Below are 23,655 nucleotides of genomic sequence, written 5' to 3'. Positions count from 1 at the left end.
TCCGAGGTCGCTCGCCTCACGCCGGACATCAGATGTCCAGCGTGTGGTCGCGCTCCCATTGCGTGAAGTGCGAAGCATAGGAATTCCATTCCTGGTGCTTCAGCTTTAGGTAGGCCGACGAGAATTCCTCACCCAGCGCCGCCTTGAGCGATTTGTCCTTGTCGAACTCGCGCAAGGCGTCGAGCAGGTTGAGCGGCAGTTTCGGCGCACCTTTCACCGTGTGTCCGTGCTGGTACATGTCGATGTCGTAGCGCTTGCCGGGATCGGCCTTGGAGCGGATGCCGTCGAGGCCGGCGGCGATGATCACGGCCTGCAAGAGATAGGGGTTGGCGGCACCGTCGGGCAGGCGCAGTTCGAAGCGGCCGGGGCCAGGCACGCGCACCATGTGGGTGCGGTTGTTGCCGGTCCAGGTCACCGTGTTCGGCGCCCAGGTCGCGCCCGAAATCGTGCGCGGCGCGTTGATGCGCTTGTAGGAATTGACCGTCGGGTTGGTGATCGCGGCAAGCGCGGAGGCGTGCTTCATGATGCCGCCTAGGAAATTCTTGCCTTTGGCCGACAGGCCGAGTTCCATCGAATTGTCGGCAAACACGTTGGTCTTGCCCGCCTTGTCCCACACTGAAATGTGGGCATGGCAGCCATTGCCGGTCAGGCCCTGGAAGGGCTTTGGCATGAAGGTGGCGCGCAAGCCGTGCTTCTCGGCCACCGACTTGACCATGAATTTGAAGAAGGAGTGCTTGTCGGCGGTGGCGAGCACGTCGTCGAAGGCCCAGTTCATCTCGAACTGGCCGTTGGCGTCTTCATGGTCGTTCTGGTAGGGGCCCCAGCCGAGCGCCAGCATGTGATCGCAGATCTCGGCGATGACGTCGTAGCGGCGCATCACCGCCTGCTGGTCGTAGCAGGGCTTCGAGGCCGTGTCATATTGGTCTGAGATAACGCTGCCGTCGGGCGAGATCAGGAAGAACTCGGCCTCGACGCCGGTCTTGACATGCATGCCGTCGCCGGCGGCCTCCGCGATCAGCCGCCGCAGCGTGTTGCGTGGCGTCTGGTCGACCTCCTTGTCGTCCATGACGCAGTTGGCGGCGACCCAGGCCACCTCCTTTTTCCATGGCAGCTGGATGACCGAATCCGGATCCGGTACCGCCAGCATGTCGGGATGCGCCGGCGTCAGGTCGAGCCAGGTGGCGAAGCCGGCAAAGCCGGCGCCGTCCTTCTGCATGTCCGATATCGCCTGTGCCGGCACCAGCTTGGCGCGCTGGCCGCCGAACAGGTCGGTGTAGGAGATCATGAAATATTTGACGCCGTTCTCTTTGGCGAATGCGGCGAGATCGTTCCCCATTATAATTCCTCGCTTATGTCTTTGGATGCTGTTTTTAGAAGCCGTTTTTCCCCGGTATCCAGTTGGTGCCGGCCAGCGGCACGCCGGCCATGGCGGCGGCTTCGATCGTCAATGCGACGAGGTCCTCGGGTTCGAGATTGTGCAGGCTGTTCTTGCCGCAGGCGCGGGCAATGGTCTGTGCTTCCAGCGTCATCACCTTGAGGTAGTTCGCCAGCCTTCGACCGGCGGCAACCGGATCGACGCGCTTCATCAGCTCCGGATCCTGCGTGGTGATGCCGGCGGGGTCGCGGCCCTCATGCCAGTCGTCATAGGCGCCGGCTGTGGTGCCGAGCTCGTTGTACTCCGCCTCCCAGCGGGGGTCATTGTCGCCGAGCGCGACAAGGGCGGCGGTACCGATCGAGACCGCGTCGACGCCGAGCGCCAGTGCCTTGGCGACGTCGGCGCCGTTGCGGATGCCGCCGGAGACGATCAACTGCACCTTGCGGTGCATGCCGAGATCCTGCAGCGCCTGCACCGCTGGCCGGATGCAGGCCAGCGTCGGCTGGCCGACATTCTCGATGAACACTTCCTGTGTTGCCGCCGTGCCGCCCTGCATGCCATCGACGACGACGACATCGGCACCGGCCTTCACCGCAAGCGCGGTATCGTAATAGGGGCGGGCGCCGCCGACCTTGACGTAGATCGGCTTCTCCCAGTCGGTGATTTCGCGCAGTTCGAGGATCTTGATCTCGAGATCGTCCGGGCCGGTCCAGTCGGGATGGCGCGAGGCCGAGCGCTGGTCGATGCCTTTCGGCAGCGTGCGCATCTCGGCAACGCGGTCGGAGATCTTCTGGCCGAGCAGCATGCCGCCGCCGCCAGGCTTGGCGCCCTGGCCGACAACCACCTCGATCGCATCGGCGCGGCGCAGATCACGCAAATTCATGCCATAGCGAGACGGCAGATACTGGTAGACCAGCTGCTTGGAATGGCCGCGCTCTTCCTCGGTCATGCCGCCATCGCCCGTGGTGGTCGAGGTGCCCGACAGCGTCGCGCCGCGTCCGAGCGCTTCCTTGGCCGGGCCGGACAGCGAGCCGAAGCTCATGCCGGCGATGGTGATCGGGATTTTCAGTTCGATAGGCTTCTTGGCATGGCGTGATCCCAGCACCACCGACGTGTCGCAGCGCTCGCGGTAGCCCTCGAGCGGATAGCGCGAGATCGAGGCGCCGAGGAACAGCAGGTCGTCGAAATGCGGCAGCTTGCGCTTGGCGCCGGCGCCCCTGATGTCATAGATGCCGGTCGCCGCGGCGCGGCGGATTTCGGAAAGCGTGTAGTCGTCGAAGGTCGCGGATTTGCGCGGCGTCGTCGGCGGGTTGCGATAGGTCATGCTGCCTCAATACGCGTCGGCGTTGTCGATATTGAAATTGTAGAGCGTGCGCGCCGAACCGTAGCGCTTGAACTCCGACGGCTTGACGCCGGTGACGCCGGCGCGGTCGAGCAGGCCCTGCAATAGTTCCAGGTGCTCGGGCCGCATCTCCTTGGCGATGCAGTCGGCGCCCAGGCTGTCGACCTTGCCGCGCACGAACAGCCGCGCCTCATAGATGGAATCGCCCAGCGCATCGCCGGCATCGCCCAGCACCACCAGATTGCCGGACTGCGCCATGAAGGCGGACATATGGCCGATATTGCCGTGCACGACGATATCGATGCCTTTCATCGAGATGCCGCAGCGCGAAGAGGCATTGCCCTCGATGACCAGCAGTCCGCCCTTGCCGGTGGCGCCCGCATACTGGCTGGCGTCGCCTTTCACGATGATAGCGCCCGACATCATGTTCTCGCCGACGCCGGGTCCGGCCGAACCGTGCACGGTGATGGTGCTGCCGGAATTCATGCCGCCGCAATAATAGCCGACGCTGCCGCGCACATCGATCGTCACGGGCTGGTCGACGCCGACGGCGACCGAATGGCTGCCCTTCGGGTGCAGCACTTCCCATGCCGTTTCGTTCGAGCCGGGCGTCAGATTGTGCAGCGCCTGGTTGAGCTCGCGCAGCGACATCTGGTCGAGGTCGAACACCCGAGAGGCGTGGTCGTGCGCCGCCGCCTTTGAAAGTTTGGTTGCCGGCATGAACTCAATGCTCCCAGAAATAGACGGTTGCGGGCTCCGGTTCCCAGACCCTCGCATTGTCTATGCCGGGCAGTTTGGTCAGCGCGCGATACTCCGAGCCGAAGGCGACATACTGGTCGGTCTCGGCCATCACGGCGGGCTTGCAGGCGATCGGGTCGCGTACCACGCCAAAACCGTTCTTGGTGCCGACGACGAAGGTGAAGAAGCCGTCGAGGTCCGAGAGCGTGCCTTCCAGCGCTTCGCCGAGGTTCTTGCCATGCGCCATCTGCGAGGAGAGATAGGCGGCCGCAACCTCGGTGTCGTTCTCGGTCTCGAATTTCATGCCTTCGCGGATCAGTTCGCGGCGGACATTGTTGTGGTTGGACAGAGACCCATTGTGCACCAGGCACTGGTCGGCGCCGGTCGAGAAGGGATGCGCGCCCATCGTTGTCACCGCCGATTCTGTCGCCATGCGGGTGTGGCCGATGCCATGCGTGCCGGTCATCTTGCGGACGTCGAAGCGATCGACCACCGCTTCCGGCAGGCCGACTTCCTTGTAGATCTCAACCACGTCGCCGGCGCCCATGATGCGGATGTCGGGACGCAGTGCCTGGATCGCCTCGCGCGCTTCGTCGATCTTGGCCGGCGTGGTCCTGACCACCGCGTGAGTCGACTTCACCGCGATTCTCACCGGCGCGCCGATCGCCTTGGCAAGCTCGGTATCGAGATCGCGAAAATCGCGTGCGGGCTTGGCCGACTGGATGGTGATCTTGGCTTCATTCCTGGAAGGCGCGCCATAGATGGCGATGCCTGCGCTGTCGGGGCCGCGATCGCTGAGCGAGACCAGCATTTCCGACAGCATCGCGCCGAGCTTTGGCTCCAGCGACTTGTCCTTCAAAAACAGTCCGACAATTCCACACATGTCAGCCTCCCGGCGTTTGTAGCTAAGAGATGATGTACCGAATGCGTTGCCTGAATTCAATCACATGAAAAAAATTTTCCTGTAGTTACGTATGCGGCGTGATGCCGCCCTGCGAATTGTCACTGCTCTGCGCGGCATTGTGAACCCGTAGCGCATGGCGGATGCGGGCAAGCTTGTAGGCGTCGAGGACCGATAGCGCATAGATCAGGAAGCCGCCGGCGTGACGGCCGATGAAGCTGGCGTCGGGCGGCGCGATCTTGGCGGTCACCCACGCCAGGATCACCGTGAAGAATAGAAACTGCAGCCCGCGCACCGGCACGCCCAGAATGACATGGCCGCTTGCCGGCAGCACGATTGCCGCGCCGAGGACGAGATAGGGGCTCACCGGCGCCGGCTGTGTGTTCGAACTGGTCATGCGGCTTGCCGTTCGCTTTTGTTGATGGCGTCGCGCAGCGCCGAGAGAGAGGTGAGCAGCCGCTCGATCAGCGTCGGATCGATCTGCGCGTCACCGAACGCGGCTTGCCGGAAAACGCCGTAGCGCGCCCGCTCGGCCTCGGCCAGCAGCCAGACGATGCGCACCCCGTTTGGCGTGATCAGCAGCTCCTTGGCGCGCCCCTCCGAAAACGGTTCCAGATGCTCGGCGATGATGCCTTGCGGGAACCGTGTGCCGCGGCGGTCTGTCCGTAGCACCGCTTCGAGGGGAAATCCCGGAGCCTTGGGCAGCGTGTGCTGAAGATGATCGAAATTGGAGAAGGTCGTCGGCGAGCCCGGCCGCATCATCATGTCGAACGTTGCTGGCACCGCGACCTTCTCGGTGATCGAAACGCTGAGCCAGCGCGCCGGCAGTTTTCGCGTCGCCAGCGTATCGACGATGGTGCGCAGCTGAACGCGTTGGCCGTTCCACGAGCCTTCCCATGTGACGACGCCGGCGGTGCCGTCCGAAACATTGGCGGCGTCGGCGATGACTGCTCGAATGCCAGCCTCGTCGGCGGCGAGCGCCACCAATGCCCTGTAGCGGCTGCGCCGCGCCAGCCACGCAAGATGGAGGGCGAGAGCCAGGACGATGGCCCCGACAAGCAGTGCTGATGTCACTTCGGACATTTTGTCATGTCCGGCCCGCCAAGGATCGGGGCGGGCCGTCTCCCATCAATAGCCCTGCGGTTTCGGCCACGGCATGGTGAATTGGTCGCCGCGCCGCACGAATTTGTAGCGGTAGAAATGGAACCACAGCGAGATCAGGAAATAGAAGGCGACCATGGCGCTCAGCTGCGAGCCGAAGCCGAGGAAGATCGCAAAGAATGTCACCACGCACAGGCAGAACAGCACAATCGCCGGCAGCGGATGGAACGGGTGCGTGTAGCCGCGGCGGATCGTGCCCAGTGGCCACTTCTTGCGGAACATCATGATGTTGATGCTCATGAAGGTGTATTGCAGCACGCCCGACAGGATCGAGAAGGTGATCGCCTGGTTGAGGTCGGCGATGAAGGCGAAGGCAAGCGCGATCGGCAGCAGGAACAGGATCGAGCGGTAGGGCGTGCGGTATTTCGGATGCACCGCCGAGAACCAGCTCGGCAGATAGCGGTCGCGGCCAAGCGAGAACCAGGCCCGCGCGGCATCGTTGATGCAGCCATTCGCGGAGGCCAAAGCGGCAAGCAGCGTCGCGATGAACAGCAGGTTTTCCAGCAGTGGGCTGCCCGTCAGCTTGCCGGCGTCCCACAGCGGATAAGGGGTGATACCGAGATATTCCCACGGCATCAGCGAGGCGCAGACATACCAGGTCATGGCGGCGGCGATCAAAAGCGTGATCATGCCGGCCATGGTGCCGTACGGCAGCGAGCGCGCTGGCGAACGCACTTCCTCGGCCGCCTGCGTGGTGCCTTCGATGCCGAGATAGTACCAGATGCCGAACTGGAAAGCGGCGATGACGCCGATCCAGCCGTAGGGCAGCGCATTGCCCGGCGTCACCAGTTCATTGAGCTTCAGCACCGCCCCTTGCGTCCACGGGCTGACCGAGAAGAACAGGATGACGATCGAGACATAGGCGATTGCCGTGATGACGAAGTTGACGTTGAGCGTCATCAGCACGCCGCGATAGTTCAGCCACGCCAGCACGACGATGGTGGCGGCGATGAAGGAGTTATAGCTCATATCTGGGATGCCGGCCTTGGCGACGATTGTTTGGCCGAGCAGGATGGCGTCCGAGACCTCAAGCATGGTGTAGGCAAAGACCAGGAACAGCGCCACATTGAACGCCATCAGCGGTCCGACGATGTGCTTGGCCTGGGCGTATTGGCCGCCAGCGGCGGCAACGGTCGACGTAACCTCGGAATCGATCATGGCGACGGATGTGTAAAGCAGGCCCACGACCCAGCATACGATAAGGGCTGCCAGCGTGCCGCCCTTGTCGGCGGAAAAATTCCAGCCGGTGAACTCACCGACCAGAACGATGCCGACGCCGAGCGCCCAGACATGGGCGGGGCCGAGCACCCGCAGCAGCGAGACCCTGTCGCCGTGGATTGTCGTCGTTTGTGCCGTTTCAACCGCAGCCGTCATGTCAGTCCCCACTCAGATCCGGTGTTTTTCGGAAACGGCTTCAAGCTCGCCTTCGCGCGACGAGGTCAGAACGTCCTCGGAATAGGTCGTATCGACCTTGAACCAGTCGTAGAGCATCCACAAAGCGAGCACGACCGAGATGCCCCAGCATGCGTAAGAGAGTGAAATCCACATGGTGCGTCTCCCGATTGCTTGTCTTCGGAACTCTTACTTGTCGTCGAACTTTTCGTTGATGACGTCGCGGTATTCACGGTCGGATGCGCGGAACAGGAAGACGAAATAGCCGATCAGCACCGCCGCCATGATGATCAGCGTCGGCCAGTCGATGACGTAGTGGAAGCGGTTCTGGATGACGTCATGCGCGGTCTCGGGCGTGTAGCCGAGTTTCTCCCAGATCGCGGCCATGGTCGGGTTCTGGCCAAGCGCTTCCCAGGTCTTGGCGTCGAGCGCGTCGATGGATTTGGCAGCACCCGCAAGGCCGAGCTTCAGCGGCAGCCACAGCGCCACGAAGATGGCGACCACGACGACGACGATATCGAAAACCTGGCCGGCCTTGCTCTGCTCCGGCGGCGTATAGCGCGACATCTCTTGTACCCTTCAGGAGTTGCGGTTGCGGGATGCGTCGGCGTTCTTGATATCGAGGCCGTAGATGAAGTCCTTGTCTTCCTTGTAGTGCTTGACCATCGCCAGGATCGCGGCGGTGTTGAAGATCAGCACGGCGGTGGCGGCAATCGCGACGACGGCCTTGATGCCGCTGTCGGGAATGTACGGCCATGTCATGAAGAGAACGAACAGGATCGTCGCCCACAGGCAGATGATCAGCAGCGCGGATCCGCGCAAGTCGGAACGGTACAGCGCTTCGATGCGCTGCTGCAGGTCTGACATCGGTTTTCCCCTTTTTTCCGACGTCCGGTTCCGAATCCACCGCCCGCCGCTCTCTTTCAAGAGAGTGAAATTTTTTTCATAAATTCAGACCGTTTACCGCAATTGTCAAGACGAATTTACGCTGAGTTAACCGTTTGCTCGAGGCTGTCGATTTTGCCTGACAATGAAATTATTTGCTTTCAGGGGATTGCGGCCCTCCCACGTTTGCGATCAATATTCGGGCCAAAGCTCCGGCCTCGCGCCAAGGAGCAGGGAACAATGGAATTTTTGAACGGAGGACGAGCGGATGACGGCATCCTGGAGATTTTCGACCCTGGCGGATCGCCACCGCGCGCTGGGTTCGAAGCTCGAAGACTGGAGCGGCATGGGCACCGCCTGGACCTACGACAAGGACGCCGACGAAGAATACATCGCCATCCGCACCAAGGCCGGGCTGATGGATGTGTCGGGCCTGAAGAAGGTGCACATATCAGGGCCGCATGCCTCGCATCTCATCGACCTCGCCACCACACGCGACGTGGAAAAGATCTACCCCGGCAAGTCGGCCTATGCCTGCATGCTGAACGAGGCGGGAAAATTCACCGACGACTGCATCCTCTACCGCACCGGCCCGAACAGCTGGATGGTCGTGCATGGTTCGGGCACCGGCCATGAGGAATTGCAGCGCGCCGCGATGGGCCGCGATGTCTCGCTGCGCTTCGACGACAATCTGCACGATCTGTCGCTGCAGGGGCCGACGTCAGTCGACTATCTCGCCAAGCATGTACCGGGCATCCGCGACCTCAACTATTTCCACCATATGCAGACGCAGCTCTTCGGGTTCCCCGTCATGATCTCGCGCACCGGCTATACCGGCGAGCGCGGCTACGAGATCTTCTGCCGCGGCCAGGATGCCGGCACGATCTGGGACAGGATTCTCGACGAGGGCAAGAGCGCCGGCATCATCCCGTGCCGCTTCACCACGCTCGATATGCTGCGGGTCGAAAGTTATCTGCTGTTCTATCCCTACGACAATTCCCAGAAATATCCGTTCGACAATGAAGGCCCCGGCGACACGCTGTGGGAGCTCGGCCTCGACTTCACCGTCAGCCCCGGCAAGACCGGCTTCCGCGGCGCCGAAGAGCACTATCGGCTGAAGGGCAAGGAGCGCTTCAAGATCTATGGTGTGCTGCTCGACGGCAAGGAGCCGGCCGATGAGGGCGCACCGGTCTATCGCGACGGCAAGAAGGTCGGCGTGGTGACCTGCGCCATGTATTCGCCGCTGGTCAAGAAATCGATGGGCATCGCCCGCCTTGACGTCGACTGCGCGGTCAAGGACACCAAGCTCGAAATCCGCAACAAGAGCGGGTCGATCAAGGCGACGGCGCAGCCATTGCCGTTCGACGATCCGAAAAAGACCAAGCGCACGGCCAAGGGTTGAGGCATCATCAACAGCCAGGGGTTTTAAGGCACTAGAGCATGATCCCGAAAAGTGGGAACCGGTTTTCGGACAAGATCATGCTCCAACTGATCTAAGAGAGAATGGCAGCCAAGACCATCATCAGCCGGCCCATTTACGGAACCTTGTCTCCGCAGCCCGGCAAGCACCATCTTTTCCTGGCCGATGCCGAAGGCGCGCTGGCGATCGTTGATATGGCAAAGACGGCTCCGCCCGGTTTCTTCGGCGGCGCCGAGATCGTCTTCATCCCAGGCCCCGACGGCAAGCATGTCGCCGCCCTCGAAGCGCTGAGGCCGGCGCAGTTTCATCTCGCGCCGTCCTTCGCCAGCCTGCTGCCGCGCCTGAAGCAGACGCTGAGCAACGCCCATATGGGCCTGCGCCTCTATCTCAGTGGCACCGAAGGGTTGATCGGCCAGGCTATGCAGGTGGCGCTCGAGGCCGGCATCGATCACACCTCCATGCAAACCGAGCATCGCGGCTCGCTGGCGCGGCGCATGCAGTGCGTGCACTGCAAAGGCATCACCGAGAACGTGACGACGCAGCCCGCCACCTGCGCGCATTGCGGCCTGCTGCTTCTGGTGCGCGATCACTATTCGCGGCGGCTGGCGGCTTTCCAGGGCGTCTGCATCAACGCCGAGGATCGCTCGGAGATTCCTCCGATCGAGGAGGCCTTCCCATGAGCACCGGCACCACAAAACTCGATGTCGTCGTCAGCGATGTCGTTCCGGTCAACGAACTGGTCACCCGCTTCCATTTCCGCCGGCGCGATGGGGAACTGTTGCCGACCTTTTCCGGCGGCGCCCATGTCGTGGTCGAAATGCGCGATGGCGAGCGCACAAGGCTCAATCCCTATTCGCTGATGGGTTCGCCGCTCGACACGCGCGAATACACCATCTCGGTGCGGCGCGACGATGTCGGCCGCGGCGGCTCGCTGTTCATGCACCGGTCGGTCAAGCCAGGCCTGGAGATGGTGATCAGCTATCCCGTCAATCTGTTCTCGCTCGACCTGCGCGCCAAGAAACACCTGATGCTGGCCGGCGGCATCGGCATTACGCCCTTCATGGCACAGACCGCACAGCTGGCGGGGGAGGGCGGCAATTTCGAGCTGCATTACACCTGCCGCACCGCTTCGCTGGGAACCTATGCCGATGTGCTACGGGAGCGCTACAACAGGCGCATCAGGCTCTATCATGACGACCGTGACGAGCGTATCGATCTCGACCGGCTGTTGTCGACACAGCCGCTCGGCACGCATCTCTATGTCTGCGGTCCGGCCGGCATGATCAACTGGGTGCGCGACCGTGCGGCCGCCTTGGGTTGGCCGTCGGAAGCCGTGCATTTCGAGCATTTCGCCGCCCCCCAACCCGGCCTGCCTTTCGACGTGACGCTGGCCGTCAGCGGCAAGACGATCCGCGTCGACGAGCAGCAGAGCCTGCTCGAAGCCATCGAGGCGGCTGGTGTCGATCCGCCCTATCTCTGCCGTGGCGGCGTCTGCGGCCAGTGCGAGACCAACGTCATCTCTTACGATGGCAAGTTCATCCACAACGACCACTGGCTGAGCGAGGAAGACCATCGCTCCGGCTGCAAGATCATGCCGTGCGTCTCGCGCTTCGAGGGCCGGTCTCTGGTGCTGGAGCGGTAGAGCATTTTGCAGCCAAGTGGATACATTTGGCGTCGCAGAAATGCGGCTAAACAAAGAGATAGAGCGGGCATCCCGCTCTAGGAGGAAATCATGGGCATCACCTTTCGCAAGGAAACGTTCCGCGACGATTTCACCTTCAAGAACAGCCCGGAGCACATCAGGCGGTTTCCATTCCCGTTCCATGAAGACGCCTACATGTATGCGGTCAACATCGAGCCGCACGTCGTCGGTCCGAAGGGCAGCGTGCTGGAGAACCTGATCGACGTCGACGAGCACTATGTCGCCGAGATGCAGGACCGCGCTTTGGTGCTGGCTGAGGATCCGCTGCGCTGCCAGTCGCTGCCGCATATGACGCTTGCCGGCTGGGACCTGCTTGAGCTTTTGATGGAGCAGCAGGCGCTGGGCTATCCCGAGCATTTCACGCTGACGCGTGACGGCGACCGCTGGCGCTGGATCAACCGGCCGCTCGGCATCGACGACACCTTTACTTTCGGCGACACCTCGACCCTGCCTTACGGCCCGATGGAATACATCACCCGGCAGAGCCAGGGCGATTTCTGCATCCTCGACCAGCGCGACGGCAATCTGTGGATGGATGCCGGCATGGTCACCACCCAGGCCGACTGGTCGCTCGATTTCGACATCGGCATGAATTTCTTCGAGTGGCACGCGCCAGTGCCGCTGGCGCATGAGAAGGGGATTTTCACAAGGGCGCTGAAATTCCTCACCAACATCCAGCAAGGCAAGCCGGCGCGGCGTCTGAACTGGACCATGACCATCAATCCGCGCCTCGACACCAGCCCGGAAAATTACCACAAATGGGGACCGGACCGCACCACGGTGACGCCCGAGAATGTCGGCGACAAGGTGCATCTGCGCGTCGAACTGCAAAGCTTCTGGCGCCTGCCGCGCTCCAACGGCATCGTCTTCCCGATCCGCTGCTATCTGATCAAGATGGACGAGCTGGTGACGCAGCCGAAATGGGCAAGGCGTCTGCACCGGGTGATCCGCGACCTGCCGGAGGAACTCGCCACCTATAAGGGTCTGACGCGGTATAGGCCGACGCTGGTCGAATGGCTGTCGAAGCTGGATGATGGGAGCGCGACCAGCCCGGGGTTTGGGCCGGATTGAAGCTGCCGGTGAAGTTGCCAATCTCCCCCCTCGTGGGGGAGATGCCCGGCAGGGCAGAGGGGGGCGCCAAGGAACGCAAACCTTGCTCATCCTCGGCCCAAAGGCCGCAAACGATCGAAGGTCGCGGCTACGATTGATTGATAAGTCGGCGGGACAGCGCCCCCCTCTGTCCTGCCGGACATCTCCCCCACGAGGGGGGAGATCGCTGAACTCACCCAGCGCTGTTCTGCGGATAGCAGATAATCGACAAATACCGCATCGGCAGTTTCGTCAGTTGCTCCGGTCCGTGCGGTGCGTCGGCGTCGAAGAACAGGCTGTCGCCGGGCCTCATCGGGTAGAGATTGCTGCCGTGCCGGTAAACGACTTCGCCCTCCAGCATATAGAGGAACTCCATGCCCTCGTGCTGGAAGGTCGGGAACACATCCGAATCCTCGGTCAGCGTGATCAGATAGGGCTCGACGACGACGCCACTGGTGTTGGAGCCGATATGGCCGAGCAGGTTGTACTGATGGCCGGCGCGCGTGCCGCGGCGCTCGACATCCAGCCCTTCGCCGGCCTTGACGAAGACGGCGCTGCGCTCCTCCTCGAAGCGGCGGAAGAAGGCGGTAACCGGAACGCCGAGCGCCCGCGACAGCGCCTGCAAGGTGGTCAGCGATGGCGAGGTGATGCCGTTCTCGATCTTCGACAGCATGCCAAGCGAAATGTCGGTGGCGACGGCGAGATCGGCGACGGTGATGCCGAGCTTCTTGCGGAACGCCCGCACCTCGCGGCCGATCGCCACCTCCAGCACTTTCTCGCGTGTGTCGCGGATGGCGTGTGGGTTCTGCGTCAGCGGTGCGCGGATGGTCTTGCCGTCCGCCGAGACCTTTGGTTGGGGCTTCGGCTTGACGCCGGCAAGCCCGGCCTTGGAACTGTCTTTCGCCATGTCGCCCCCGGACGTCGCGGATTTATTTCACTCAAGGTGAACATCAGAGGTGGCGATACAGCAGCGCGGCGGTGTCGGCAAGCCGTCTTAAGTCCCACCTGACGATCCCATGATTTCTGCCAGCGAAGGTTTTTCGCTGGGAATCCTTTGCACGCAAACGCCGTGCCCGCAGATGTCTGTTGACAGCACGGAAGGGCCAATTAGTGTCACTGTCAGTGAAATTTGTTTCGCTGGGGAAATCAAAAATGAGGAGGCCCTGGAAATGAAAACTCGCGTTGCCGTCATCGGCGCCGGACCGTCCGGACTGGCACAGCTCAGGGCCTTCAAGTCGGCTGCCGACAAGGGCGCCGACATTCCCGAAATCGTCTGCTTCGAAAAGCAGTCGGATTGGGGCGGCCTGTGGAACTACACCTGGCGCACCGGCCTCGACGAACATGGCGATCCCGTGCACGGCTCGATGTACCGCTATCTCTGGTCGAACGGACCGAAGGAATGCCTGGAATTCGCCGACTACACGTTCGAGGAGCATTTCGGCCGACCGATCGGCTCCTATCCGCCGCGCGCCGTGCTGTGGGATTACATCAAGGGCCGTGTCGAGAAATCGGGCCTGCGCAAATGGGTGCGCTTCAACAGCCCGGTGCGCATGGTGACCTTCTCGGACGAGACTAAGAAATTCACCGTCACCGCGCATGACCGCACCAACGACGTCACCTATTCCGAAGAGTTCGACAACGTCGTCGTCGCCTCCGGGCATTTCTCGGTGCCCAACGTCCCCTATTTCGAGGGTTTTTCCACCTTCAACGGCCGCATCCTGCACAGCCATGATTTCCGTGACGCGATGGAATTCAAGGGCAAGGACATCCTGATCGTCGGCCGCTCCTATTCCGCCGAGGACATTGGCTCGCAATGCTACAAATACGGCGCCAAATCCATCACCTCCAGCTACCGTTCGAAGCCGATGGGTTTCAAATGGCCGGAGAATTGGAAAGAAGTGCCGCTGCTGCAGAAGGTCGTCGGCAAGACCGCGCACTTCAAGGATGGCACCACCAAGGATGTCGACGCCATCATCCTGTGCACCGGCTATCTTCATTCCTTCCCGTTCCTCACCGACGACCTCAAGCTCAAGACCGCCAACCGCATGTGGCCGCTCGACCTCTATGAGGGCGTCGTCTGGGAGAAGAACCCAAAACTGTCGTATATCGGCATGCAGGACCAGTTCTACACTTTCAACATGTTCGACGCGCAGGCCTGGTTCGCCCGCGACGTCATCATGGGCCGCATCAAGCTGCCGTCAGCCCAAGCGATGGCCGAGCACAGCGCCAAATGGCGCGCCCGCGAGGAGACGCTCGAAGACGCCGAGCAGATGATCTGGTTCCAGGGCGACTACACCAAGGAACTGATGGATCAGACCGACTATCCCGGCTTCGACGTCGAAGCGGTCAACCAGACCTTCATGGAGTGGGAGCACCACAAGGCGGAAGACATTATGAGTTTTCGCGATCACGCCTACCGCTCGCTGATGACCGGTACCATGGCGCCGCTGCACCACACGCCGTGGCTGCAGGCGCTGGACGATTCCATGGAGAGCTATCTCGAGGTGAAGGGCGTCGCGGCGGAGTAGCCGCGGCGCATCTTCCTGCCTATCCCAGCCTTGCCCGTGCCTTCGCCGTCCAGGCGTTGAACAGCCGGTCGGCGACGATGCCGATGAAGGCGATTGCCAGACCCGCGACGATGCCGCGGCCGGAATCGGCCTTGGACAGGGCGATGAACACCTCCTGACCGAGATCGCGTGTGCCGACCATGGCGCAGATGATGATCATCGCCAGCGCCATCAGGATGGTCTGGTTGACGCCCAGCATGATCTCGGGGAGCGCCAGAGGCAGTTGCACGCGGAAAAATGTCTGGCGCGGCGTGCAGCCCGACACCTTCGCCGCCTCGATCAGCGCCGGCGGCACCTGGCGGATGCCGTGATTGGTGTAGCGGATCGCCGGCACCACGGCGAAGGCTATCGTTGCGATCATGGCGGTGACATCGCCGACGCGGAACAGCATCACCACCGGAATGATGAAGCAGAAGGACGGCAGCACCTGCAGCGTGTCGATGATCGGCGTGACGATCTTCTCGAAGCGGTCGCTGCGCGCCGCCATCAGCCCGATCGGGATGCCGATCAGGCAGGCGATGAAGGCCGAGATGCCGCAGAGATAGACCGTCGCCATGGTCTTTTCCCACAGGCCGGTGATGGCGCAGAAGGCGGTGAGCGCGGCGACCAGGGCCGCCAGGCGCATGCCTGAGAGCTGATAGCCGGCAAGGCCGAGCAGGAACACTGCGCCGAGCCACGGAAAGCCCTCGCAGAAGGCACGCACCGGGTTGAGCACATTGAGGATCAGCGCCACGCGGAACGCTTCGATGATGTCGAAGAAGTTGATCGTCACCCAGTTCACCGCCGCCTTCCACAGCGGCGCGGTGGTGAAGGTGATCGCCTTCGGCACCGCCGCGAAGGCCGGCACGAACAGCCCGAGCAGCGTGGTAACGGCAAGGATGGCGATGGCCAGCGTCAGATTGGGGTAGCGCCGCCAAAGAGCCGGGCTCGATTCCTGATGGACGTGGCCCTTCGCCTGCTTGTGCGCAATGGCTTGGCTCAGCCGGTCGAGCGCGATCGCCAGCGCCACGATGGCGAGACCGGCTTCCATCGCTTCCCCGACCTTCAGCGCGCGCAGCGCCAGAAGCACGTCGTAGCCGAGGCCGCCGGCGCCGATCATCGAGGCGATGATAACCATGTTGAGCGCCAGCATGATCACCTGGTTGACGCCGACCATCAGCGTCGGCCGCGCCGAGGGCAGCAGCACCCGCCACAGTTTCTGCCGCGCCGTGCAGCCGGCCATGTCGCTGAATTCGCCGATCTCCACCGGCACCCGCGTCAGGCCGAGCATCGTCGCCCGCACCATCGGCGGCGTTGCAAAAATGGCGGTGGCGATCATCGCCGACACCGGACTGTTGCCGAACAGGAGCAGCATCGGGATGAGGTAGGCGAAGGTCGGGATCGTCTGCATCAGGTCGAGGGCAGGGGAGACGATGAGCCTTTCCGCCCACGGCTTGCGCCAGGCCCAGATACCGGCCAACAGGCCGGTGACGATGCAGAACGGCACGGCGATGGAGATCAGCGCCAGCGTCAGCATGGCGCTGGTCCATTGGCCGAACAGCGCAATGTAGAGGAAACAGCCGCCGACCAGCAGGCTGAGTTTGCGACCACCCACGGCATGGCCGGCCAGAAAGGCGACAGCGCACACCCCGACCCAGGACAGGCGCGGCAGGACTACGATGTCGACGCCGTGGCCGATCTTGAAGTTCTTGGCCAAGAGATTGAGCGCGAAGTCGAGCGGCACGCCGAGCACCGCGGTGATCGAACGCGTCAGCCATGACAGGTTCGACTTGATCCAGCGCATCAGCGCGCTGACCCAGTCGGCGACCGGCACGACCGCATCGGCCGGATAGTTGACGGCCCAAGGGACGCTGTCCTGAAGCAGGAACACCACGAGCACGGCGGCAAGGGCGAGTATCCAGACAAGGTGCCAGCGCTGAAGCGGTGGCCTCGTCTCGCTGGCGCTTGCCGTTACCGTCATGCGCCAGCTCTCTCGATGCCGGCCAGCAGGTCGATGACTGCTTGCGGCGTGACTTCGCCGATCGGCTTGCCGGTGCCGTTGACCACCGCGAAGGGCTTGCCGGCGGAAACGATGCTGGCCGAGAAACTGGCGATCTTGGCTTCCGGCGCCACGGTGCCGCCATGCTCGGCGCCGTCGCAGGCGCGCATCAGGCTGCGCGCCGAGATCACCTTGGCGCGATCGACGTCGCGGGTGAATTCGGCGACATAGTCGGTCGCCGGATTGACCACCAGTTCCTCCGGCGTGCCGATCTGGATGACCTCGCCGTCTTTCATGATGGCGATGCGGTCGGCGAGCCGTATGGCCTCGTCGAAATCATGGGTGATGAAGACGATGGTCTTGTGCAGCATGGTCTGCAGCCGCATCAACTCGTCCTGCATCTCTCGGCGGATCAGCGGATCGAGGGCCGAGAACGGTTCGTCGAGGAACCAGATTTCCGGTTTGGTCGCGAGACTCCGGGCGATGCCGACGCGCTGCTGCTGACCGCCGGACAATTCGCGCGGATAGAAATGCTCGCGGCCGCGCAGTCCGACAAGCTCGATCACCTCGCGCGCCCGCGCCTCGCGTGTTGCTCGATTCTGCCCCTGGATGCTGAGGGGAAAGGCGATGTTGTCGAGCACGTTGAGGTGCGGCAGCAGCGCGAAATTCTGGAACACCATGCCCATGCGGTGGCGCCTGAGTTCGATCAGTGCCGCATCGGAAATCTTGAGCAGGTCCTTGCCTTCGAACTCGACCTTGCCGTGGCTCGGTTCGACCAGCCGCGACATGCAGCGCACCAATGTCGATTTGCCGGAGCCGGACAGGCCCATTATGATGAAAATCTCGCCCTGGCGGATTTCGAGATCGACGGCGCGCACCGCCCCGACCAGTCCGGCGGCGGTGACATCGGCCATGCTGGCCTTGCCGTCGCGCTCGCGGATGAAATTGGCCGCGTTCGCCCCGAACAGCTTCCAGACATTGCGGCAGGCAAGTTTTACCGGGCGGTCGTTTGTGCCCGGTTGCGTCGATCCCTGTTCAGTCCCGTCCGTCATCCAATCGTCCTTCTGGAACATCAAGACTTGAGACCCGGCCGATCAACGGCCAGGTCCCATTTTTCCAGTCGGAAGGGTCACTGCGCCCAGGCTTTCCAGTCGGCCTCGTGCGCGGCGATCCAGGCGGCGGCGACGTCTTCCGGCGTCTTGCCGTTGAGGTCGATCTCGCCGCTCATCTTGTTGAGTTCGTCGGTGTCGATCGTGTAGGCCTTGGCGACCTTGTAGGCGACAGGCCATTTGTCCTTCATGCCGGACCACGAGTATTTCCAGATCTCGCCATGCGGCTTGCCGCAATCATATTTGGCGTCGGGGTTGGTGCCCCATTTCGGGTCGTTGTAGCATTCGGGCGTGTATTCGGGGAATTGCACCCATTCGCCCTTATACTTGGCCGGCGCCCAGTGCGGCGAATAGATCCACAGCATGATCGGCGCCTTGCGCTGATAGGCGGAATCGAGTTCCGCGAACATCGCCGCATCGGTGCCGGCATGGATCACGGTGAAGGGCAGTTTCAGCGCCGCGACGCGCTCGTCGTCAAAGCCTTCCCAGGTCACCGGACCGCCGAGATAGCGCCCTTTCGGCGCCGTCTCCGCCGTCGAGAACGACGCGGCGCATGTGGCGTCGAGCAGCGCATGCCAGTCCGGCAAGGTCGGGCACTTCTCCTTCATATATTCGGGAAACCACCACTCTTCCTTGGCCTTGGGGCCGAGCTTGCCGAGCCGTTCGGTCTGGCCGGTCGCATCGGACGCCTTCATCGCCTCGCCGGCGGTGGTGTCCCAGAACTCCAGACCGACATCGAGGTCGCCATTGGTGAGGCCGGTGGTCAGGCTGGAGAGGTAGTCGGCGGTCGGATATTCGACGGTATAGCCGAGCTTTTCCAGGATGCCGCCAAGAATCTTGGCGTTGAGGTTGACGCTGGTCCAGTCGAACAGCGCGATCTTGATCGGGTCGTTGGATTCCGGTGCGGCGGCTTGGGCGGAAGGTGTCAGCAGGCTTAGTGTCGCGAGCGCGACGGCGCCCATCGATAGTTTCGAAACTCGACTGCGAAATGACATGCTTGTTCTCCTTCAAGCTGTGACGGTTATCGGTCGTTCCCTTCTTGCGGCTTTTCTTGATTGTGTTGGAAAGGCGGTTCGTTGCGCAAGGCCGTCGGCGCCATAATTGTCGCCCTGGCTTGGCCAGCGCAGGCAAGATGGTGCTCAATTCTCGTGATGATGGAATAGGCTGTCGGGTTCATGGCTGCCGATGGATCGCTGCTGGAGCGATCACCCGCGGATCAATTGCCAGTCTTGCGGCGCCCTGCAAGGTGCAAGCCATCAAGGTCCCATGATCTCGGCTGTCGGCATGGCAAGCCCCGTCTCGCCAAACCGTTTCATAGGATGAAATTATATATACCAACGTTCATCTCGCGCAACGACTAACGCTTCGCGGATGCACAAATTCAGACTGCAGGCGAAGTTCTGCGAGATGCGGTCCTACCAGCAGACGTAGCCGCCATCGACGATCAGGTCGAGGCCGGTGACGAAGCTCGATGCGCGGCTGGCCAGGAACACCGTCGGTCCGACCATTTCCTCCGGCGCTGCCATGCGCCCCATCGGCGTGTCGCGCTTGAAGATCTTGATCTCCTCCGCCACCTCCGGCCGCTTGTTCATCGGCGTCAGCGTGTAGCCGGGACTGACGACATTGACGCGCAGTCCGCGATCCGCCCATTCCATGGCCAGGCTCTTCGACATGTGGATCACGGCGGCTTTCGACGAATTGTAGTGCGCCTGCGTCAGCCCGCGGTTGACGATGGTGCCGGACATCGAGGCGATGTTGATGATCGAGCCTTTGCGGCGCGCCAGCATCTTGCGGGCTTCGGCCTGGCAGGACAGGAACACGCCGGCGACGTTGACCTCGTGCACCTTCTGCCATGTCTCCAGCGACAGGGTCTCGGCCGGTTCCGACCCGGCGATGCCGGCATTGTTGACGGCGACGGTCAGCGCCCCGAGTTCGCTCTCGACGCGATCGATTGCCGTTGCCAGATCGCTCTCTGAGGTGACTGTGCCGGTCAGCACCAAAGCCTTGCGGCCAAGTGCCGTAATCCGTTGCGCGGTCTCCTCCAGCCCGCCTTTCGATGCATGACCGAAACAGGCGACGTCGGCCCCTGCCTCGGCCAGTCCGATCGCGATTGCCTGGCCAATGCCGCTGCCGGCACCAGTGACCAGTGCGACATCGCCGTTCAGCTTGAAAAGATCCATCGATAGCCTCCCCGTTTCGGGGAAGGTATGCGCTGAGCCATGTTTCGATCAAGCACTCAGCGCGCGGGCCGACCAAGGGAGCGGCTATGCCTAGAAATAGCCGCTGGACGCGGCGGTGAATTCCTTCGGAATTTCGATGCCGTCGACCAGGATCTTGTCGACCAGTTCGTGGTGGAAGCAGACCAGCCCTTTGATGCGCTCGGCCTCGTGCACCGGCTCGGGATAGTACCAGACCAGGTTCTCGTGCCGCTTCTTGGGCGTCGTCACGTGATAGTAGCTGGAGATGCCCTTGTAGGGGCAGCGCGAAATGTAGCGGCTGGGCGTGAACATATCGAGCCGCGTGTCGGAGATCGGCAGGTAGTGGCGCACCGGATGGCCGGTCTCGAACAGGAACACGCCACGGCGTGAATCGGCGACCTGCTCGCCGTCGAGGATGACCTGCACCCGCCGTGAGGAGGGCAGGCAGTCGACCCGGCGGAACGGATCGCGGGCGTGGACGAAGATCTCTTCGTCCTCCTCATACCAGTGCGTCATCTTGGGCCAATAGAAGGACATGTAATCCGACAGGTCAGGCGATCCCTTGATCGGATCGAGATAGCGCCAGGCGGCATCCTCGACCAGCGTGATGCCGGTGTTCAGCGAATAATGGGTGGCGACGCCCTTGAACGGGCTCTCGGTCGTCGTGGTGCTCGGCAGCAGGAACTCCTCGCGCACATCGCTGATCGGGAAGTAATAGACCGGCAGATGGTCGCTCTCGTAGAGCACCAGTGCCTTGGTCGTGTCGGCGACGATCATCGATCCCACCTGCACGCGCAGCCGCTTCTGCATCGGCATGGTGAAGGCGACATAGCCCGGCTCGAACTCGTACTGTACGATGGCGTCGAGCAAGGGGAAATGCGGCCCACGGCCGCGCAAATGAGGCTTGCGAATGGTAGTCTCCCGTTTCTTTTGTTTTGTCATCGAGCGTTGGCGCACGGCGAGATGAACCTGGATTGAACGATGGTGCCGGAGAGGGTTTCCGGGCGGCGGGTTTCCCTTGCACCGAGCCGCTCGAACGATGGCCCCCCATCGCTCTTCACAGCCCTGCCAGCGATAGCCTCACCGCCCGAAAAGCGGAATTGTCCAACCCGGCCTCTATCCCAGCGACACACGATCGAGCAGCAGCCCGGCGGCGATCGGCGGCAGGCCGCTGACATTCTTGCGTACCGGCACCAGCAGGTCAGGGAAATAGCTGAAGATGACAGGTGTTTCGTCGAGCAGCAGCTTCTGGATGTCGGTGGCCGCGGCGCGCTGTGCGCCGATATCGAGCGCCTTCAGATAGGAGGTGACCATCCCGTCATAGGCAGGGCTTTTGAAATGCGCCGCGTTCCACGGGCCGTCGCTGACCAGCGGGCTTTTCAGGAAGACATTCGGCACGCTGCGATGCGCGTAGTCGGTGATCCCCAGCGGGCTGTCCAGCCAGTCCGACTGGCCGAACACCGCCTTGCCGTAATATTTGTCCTGGTCCTCGATGTTGAGCGCGATGCGGGCGCCGATCTCCTTGGCGAAGTTCTGGAACAGCTGCGCATAGCCCGGAATGTCGGAATAGCGCAGCGTCGTCAGCGTTATGTCGAAGCCACTGGCGAGGCCTGCCGCCTCGAGCAGTTGCTTGGCCTTGGCGATGTCCTGGACGCGTTGCGGAACCGACTTGTCGGTGGCGGGAAACGCCGGCGCGAACGGGCTGTCATTGCCGGTCGCCGCCATGCCGCGACAAAGGCCGTCCACCAGCTTGGAGCGGTCGATGCTGAGCCCCAGCGCCTGCCGCACGCGCTTGTCGGTGAACGGACCGGTGTCGCAGCGCATATGGAGCTGGCGGTGCGCGGTCGAGGCGACGCGCAGCACCGTGATGTCGGGGCTGTTCAGCACCACCTGGCTGACATCGAGCGGCACCGCGTCGAGGATGTCGACCTCGCCGGCCTGCAGCGCCAGGATGCGCGGCTGCACGTCGCCGTAGAACTTGAATTCGAGGCGGTCGGGCAACGCCTTTTCACCCCAATAATCGGGATTGCGCACGAAGGTCGCGCCGACCTTCGGCGTATAGCTCTCCAGCCGGAACGGCCCGGTTCCTTCAAAGGTCTTTTCGTAGTCGCCCTTGTAGCTCGCCGGCAGGATGACGGCGTTGTAATTGTCGATCGACACCGAATAGGGAAAGCTGCCGTTCGGCGCATCGAGATGGAAGGCGACGGTGTGATCGTCGACCTTCTGCGTGCCGCCCTTCGACAGCAGGCCCTTGAACACGGAAAGCGCGTTCGAGGCGCCGTTCGGATCGGCGAGCCGATCAAAGGTCGCGACGACGTCGTCGGCTTTAAAATCCTCGCCATTGTGGAATTTCACGCCCTTGCGCAGCTTGAAGGTCCACACACTGCCGTCCGCGTTCGGCGACCAGCTTTCCGCCAGCACCGGCTTCAAGGTGAGATCCGGCTGGGTGATGCAGAGAAATTCGGCGGTCTGGAAAACCAGCTGGTAGCTGCCGCTGTCATAGTAGGTGACGGGATCGATGGCGCCGCCGGGCGTGGAGACACCGGCGCGCACCGTGCCACCCGGCTTGCCCTCGGCGCGGGCCTTTTGCATGCCGAGACCGGCAGCCGTCACAAGGCTGCCCAGGAACGGCAGGGAAAGGCCGAGCACGCTGCCGTGGCGCAGGAAATCGCGGCGGTCGAGCCTGCCGGCCAGCAATTCGTCGACAGCGGAATTTTCGATTGCCGTCAGGTTTTTGCGAGCGGCGTCGATCGTCATGAAAGGCCTTGGCATGGCTGCATTCCTCGCTTGCCCTTGGGGGATCGGCCATTTAGGTCATTGTTGACCGCGACCGGAAAGCGATATTTTTTGATAGGGGTCATCGAAATTTTCGATGCAAGGTGTAGGCGATGGATACCGAGAACCTGCGCAGTTTCCTGGAGGTTGCCGAACATGGCAGCTTCACCGTTGCAGCCAGCCGGCTCAACCTTGCGCAATCCACTGTCAGTGCGCGGATCAGGGGGCTGGAGGAGCAGTTGGGGCGCCGGCTTTTCGTGCGCGACCGCGACGGCGTCACGCTGACGCCGGCCGGCCGGCAGTTCCTGCCGCACGCCTCCTCCATCACCCGCACCTGGGAGCAATCGAGGCAGGACATCGCCGTTCCCGATGGCTATGAGAGCCTGCTGCGGCTGACCGCTCCCGCCTATCTGTGGGAGCGCATCACCTCGCCATGGGTCGAGTGGATGCGCGCCAGGCGGCCGAACGTGGCGCTGCGGCTCGAAGGCAGCTTTCCGGACCTGGCGATCGATCAGCTGGCCGAAGGCCTGCTCGACATCTGCATCCTCTATCTGCCGCGGCCGCATCCCGGCATCGTCTATGAGACGCTTGCTGTCGATCAGGTAGTGCTCGTCCAGCACGCAGCGCAGACCAAGCCATGGACCGAAAACTATATCCTGATGGATTGGGGGCTCGAATTCCGCATCGAGCACGACCGCGCTTTTGCCGGCATGGTCAAGCCGGCCATTTCGGCGGGGCTGGTCTTCATCGGCCTGCAGCATGTGCTGTCACAGCAAGCGGCCGCCTACCTGCCGCTTAGCGCCGTCAGCGGCCATATCGAGCGCGGCGAGATGCGGCGCATCGACAACGCGCCGGTGTTCCAGCGGCCGATCTATCTTGCCTATCCTTCGAACCCCGTCTCGTCCGACGTGCTCGACGTCGCGCTGACGGGCTTGCGCTCGCTGGCCAGGAACTGGACCAGCGAACAGGGTTTCTCAGAGGGCGACCGCTCCCTGGGCATCGCCGGCCTGAGGTAGCCGGCCG

23 protein-coding genes are annotated in these 23,655 nt (G+C 62.6%); 6 read left to right on the top strand and 17 right to left on the bottom strand.

The window, feature by feature from the left end:
• Positions 1 to 28 precede the first annotated feature (28 nt).
• The 10 genes from glnT to CKW40_RS04875 form a co-directional block, all read right to left on the bottom strand.
• Positions 29 to 1,336 (bottom strand): type III glutamate--ammonia ligase, encoded by a 1,308-nt coding sequence (glnT, locus tag CKW40_RS04920; protein WP_095198799.1) that lies wholly within the window; start codon positions 1,334 to 1,336, stop codon positions 29 to 31.
• 34 nt (positions 1,337 to 1,370) lie between these two features.
• On the bottom strand, positions 1,371 to 2,699 hold the full coding sequence (locus CKW40_RS04915; protein WP_010914750.1) for an FMN-binding glutamate synthase family protein: 1,329 nt from the start codon (positions 2,697 to 2,699) through the stop codon (positions 1,371 to 1,373).
• A 6-nt stretch (positions 2,700 to 2,705) separates the two neighbouring features.
• Complete coding sequence (locus CKW40_RS04910) at positions 2,706 to 3,437, bottom strand: GltB/FmdC/FwdC-like GXGXG domain-containing protein (RefSeq protein WP_095198798.1); 732 nt, start codon at positions 3,435 to 3,437, stop codon at positions 2,706 to 2,708.
• Between the two features lie 4 nt (positions 3,438 to 3,441).
• Complete coding sequence (locus CKW40_RS04905; RefSeq protein ID WP_095198797.1) at positions 3,442 to 4,338, bottom strand: class II glutamine amidotransferase; 897 nt, start codon at positions 4,336 to 4,338, stop codon at positions 3,442 to 3,444.
• 85 nt (positions 4,339 to 4,423) lie between these two features.
• Entirely contained in the window at positions 4,424 to 4,753 is a 330-nt protein-coding gene (locus CKW40_RS04900) for a hypothetical protein (RefSeq protein WP_095198796.1), read from the bottom strand.
• On the bottom strand, positions 4,750 to 5,439 hold the full coding sequence (locus CKW40_RS04895; protein WP_179297834.1) for a hypothetical protein: 690 nt from the start codon (positions 5,437 to 5,439) through the stop codon (positions 4,750 to 4,752). Before CKW40_RS04895 ends, CKW40_RS04900 begins: the two co-directional genes overlap by 4 nt.
• A 45-nt stretch (positions 5,440 to 5,484) precedes the next feature.
• Entirely contained in the window at positions 5,485 to 6,891 is a 1,407-nt protein-coding gene (locus tag CKW40_RS04890; protein ID WP_095198795.1) for an APC family permease, read from the bottom strand.
• Between the two features lie 12 nt (positions 6,892 to 6,903).
• Positions 6,904 to 7,065, bottom strand: coding sequence for a hypothetical protein (locus CKW40_RS04885; protein ID WP_095198794.1), 162 nt, complete (start codon positions 7,063 to 7,065; stop codon positions 6,904 to 6,906).
• A 33-nt stretch (positions 7,066 to 7,098) separates the two neighbouring features.
• On the bottom strand, positions 7,099 to 7,476 hold the full coding sequence (locus CKW40_RS04880) for a hypothetical protein (protein ID WP_019856864.1): 378 nt from the start codon (positions 7,474 to 7,476) through the stop codon (positions 7,099 to 7,101).
• A 12-nt stretch (positions 7,477 to 7,488) separates the two neighbouring features.
• The gene (locus CKW40_RS04875) at positions 7,489 to 7,776 is read right to left on the bottom strand and encodes a hypothetical protein (RefSeq protein WP_095198793.1); all 288 of its coding nucleotides are present in this window, start codon (positions 7,774 to 7,776) and stop codon (positions 7,489 to 7,491) included.
• A 286-nt stretch (positions 7,777 to 8,062) separates the two neighbouring features.
• Between CKW40_RS04875 and CKW40_RS04870 the strand changes: the two genes are divergently transcribed.
• The 4 genes from CKW40_RS04870 to CKW40_RS04855 all read left to right on the top strand — a co-directional run bounded on the left by CKW40_RS04870 (position 8,063) and on the right by CKW40_RS04855 (position 11,987).
• Positions 8,063 to 9,196 (top strand): aminomethyl transferase family protein, encoded by a 1,134-nt coding sequence (locus CKW40_RS04870; RefSeq protein ID WP_095198792.1) that lies wholly within the window; start codon positions 8,063 to 8,065, stop codon positions 9,194 to 9,196.
• A gap of 101 nt (positions 9,197 to 9,297) precedes the next feature.
• On the top strand, positions 9,298 to 9,894 hold the full coding sequence (locus CKW40_RS04865) for a dimethylamine monooxygenase subunit DmmA family protein (RefSeq protein ID WP_095198791.1): 597 nt from the start codon (positions 9,298 to 9,300) through the stop codon (positions 9,892 to 9,894).
• Positions 9,891 to 10,856 carry a PDR/VanB family oxidoreductase gene (locus CKW40_RS04860; RefSeq protein WP_095198790.1) on the top strand — a complete coding sequence of 322 codons (966 nt, stop codon included), beginning with the start codon at positions 9,891 to 9,893 and terminating at the stop codon, positions 10,854 to 10,856. Before CKW40_RS04865 ends, CKW40_RS04860 begins: the two co-directional genes overlap by 4 nt.
• Before the next feature lie 90 nt (positions 10,857 to 10,946).
• Positions 10,947 to 11,987 (top strand): heme-dependent oxidative N-demethylase family protein, encoded by a 1,041-nt coding sequence (locus CKW40_RS04855; protein ID WP_095198789.1) that lies wholly within the window; start codon positions 10,947 to 10,949, stop codon positions 11,985 to 11,987.
• A gap of 211 nt (positions 11,988 to 12,198) precedes the next feature.
• On the opposite strand, the gene CKW40_RS04850 is transcribed toward CKW40_RS04855, so the two are convergent.
• The gene (locus CKW40_RS04850; protein ID WP_095198788.1) at positions 12,199 to 12,912 is read right to left on the bottom strand and encodes a helix-turn-helix domain-containing protein; all 714 of its coding nucleotides are present in this window, start codon (positions 12,910 to 12,912) and stop codon (positions 12,199 to 12,201) included.
• Positions 12,913 to 13,174: 262 nt separating this feature from the next.
• Here CKW40_RS04850 and CKW40_RS04845 point away from each other — a divergent pair, with 262 nt between their 5' ends.
• Positions 13,175 to 14,533: a trimethylamine monooxygenase gene (locus CKW40_RS04845; RefSeq protein ID WP_095198787.1), complete on the top strand. Its 1,359-nt coding sequence runs from the start codon at positions 13,175 to 13,177 to the stop codon at positions 14,531 to 14,533.
• Between the two features lie 19 nt (positions 14,534 to 14,552).
• On the opposite strand, the gene CKW40_RS04840 is transcribed toward CKW40_RS04845, so the two are convergent.
• From CKW40_RS04840 to CKW40_RS04815, 6 genes are all read right to left on the bottom strand, one after another.
• Positions 14,553 to 16,532 (bottom strand): ABC transporter permease, encoded by a 1,980-nt coding sequence (locus CKW40_RS04840; RefSeq protein WP_095198786.1) that lies wholly within the window; start codon positions 16,530 to 16,532, stop codon positions 14,553 to 14,555.
• Positions 16,529 to 17,602, bottom strand: coding sequence for a quaternary amine ABC transporter ATP-binding protein (locus tag CKW40_RS04835; RefSeq protein ID WP_095199140.1), 1,074 nt, complete (start codon positions 17,600 to 17,602; stop codon positions 16,529 to 16,531). Before CKW40_RS04835 ends, CKW40_RS04840 begins: the two co-directional genes overlap by 4 nt.
• A gap of 77 nt (positions 17,603 to 17,679) precedes the next feature.
• On the bottom strand, positions 17,680 to 18,654 hold the full coding sequence (locus CKW40_RS04830) for an ABC transporter substrate-binding protein (protein WP_095198785.1): 975 nt from the start codon (positions 18,652 to 18,654) through the stop codon (positions 17,680 to 17,682).
• 420 nt (positions 18,655 to 19,074) lie between these two features.
• Positions 19,075 to 19,839: an SDR family oxidoreductase gene (locus CKW40_RS04825; protein ID WP_095198784.1), complete on the bottom strand. Its 765-nt coding sequence runs from the start codon at positions 19,837 to 19,839 to the stop codon at positions 19,075 to 19,077.
• A 90-nt stretch (positions 19,840 to 19,929) separates the two neighbouring features.
• Positions 19,930 to 20,727 (bottom strand): DUF427 domain-containing protein, encoded by a 798-nt coding sequence (locus tag CKW40_RS04820; RefSeq protein ID WP_244571085.1) that lies wholly within the window; start codon positions 20,725 to 20,727, stop codon positions 19,930 to 19,932.
• Positions 20,728 to 20,973: 246 nt separating this feature from the next.
• On the bottom strand, positions 20,974 to 22,629 hold the full coding sequence (locus tag CKW40_RS04815) for an ABC transporter substrate-binding protein (RefSeq protein WP_095198782.1): 1,656 nt from the start codon (positions 22,627 to 22,629) through the stop codon (positions 20,974 to 20,976).
• 116 nt (positions 22,630 to 22,745) lie between these two features.
• Between CKW40_RS04815 and CKW40_RS04810 the strand changes: the two genes are divergently transcribed.
• Complete coding sequence (locus tag CKW40_RS04810) at positions 22,746 to 23,648, top strand: LysR family transcriptional regulator (protein WP_095198781.1); 903 nt, start codon at positions 22,746 to 22,748, stop codon at positions 23,646 to 23,648.
• The last annotated feature ends 7 nt before the right edge of the window (positions 23,649 to 23,655 follow it).

It is taken from the genome of Mesorhizobium carmichaelinearum (assembly GCF_900199455.1).
GTDB lineage: Bacteria > Pseudomonadota > Alphaproteobacteria > Rhizobiales > Rhizobiaceae > Mesorhizobium > Mesorhizobium carmichaelinearum.
Note: the sequence above shows the minus strand (reverse complement) of the source record. Positions and strands in the feature narration are given on the sequence as shown.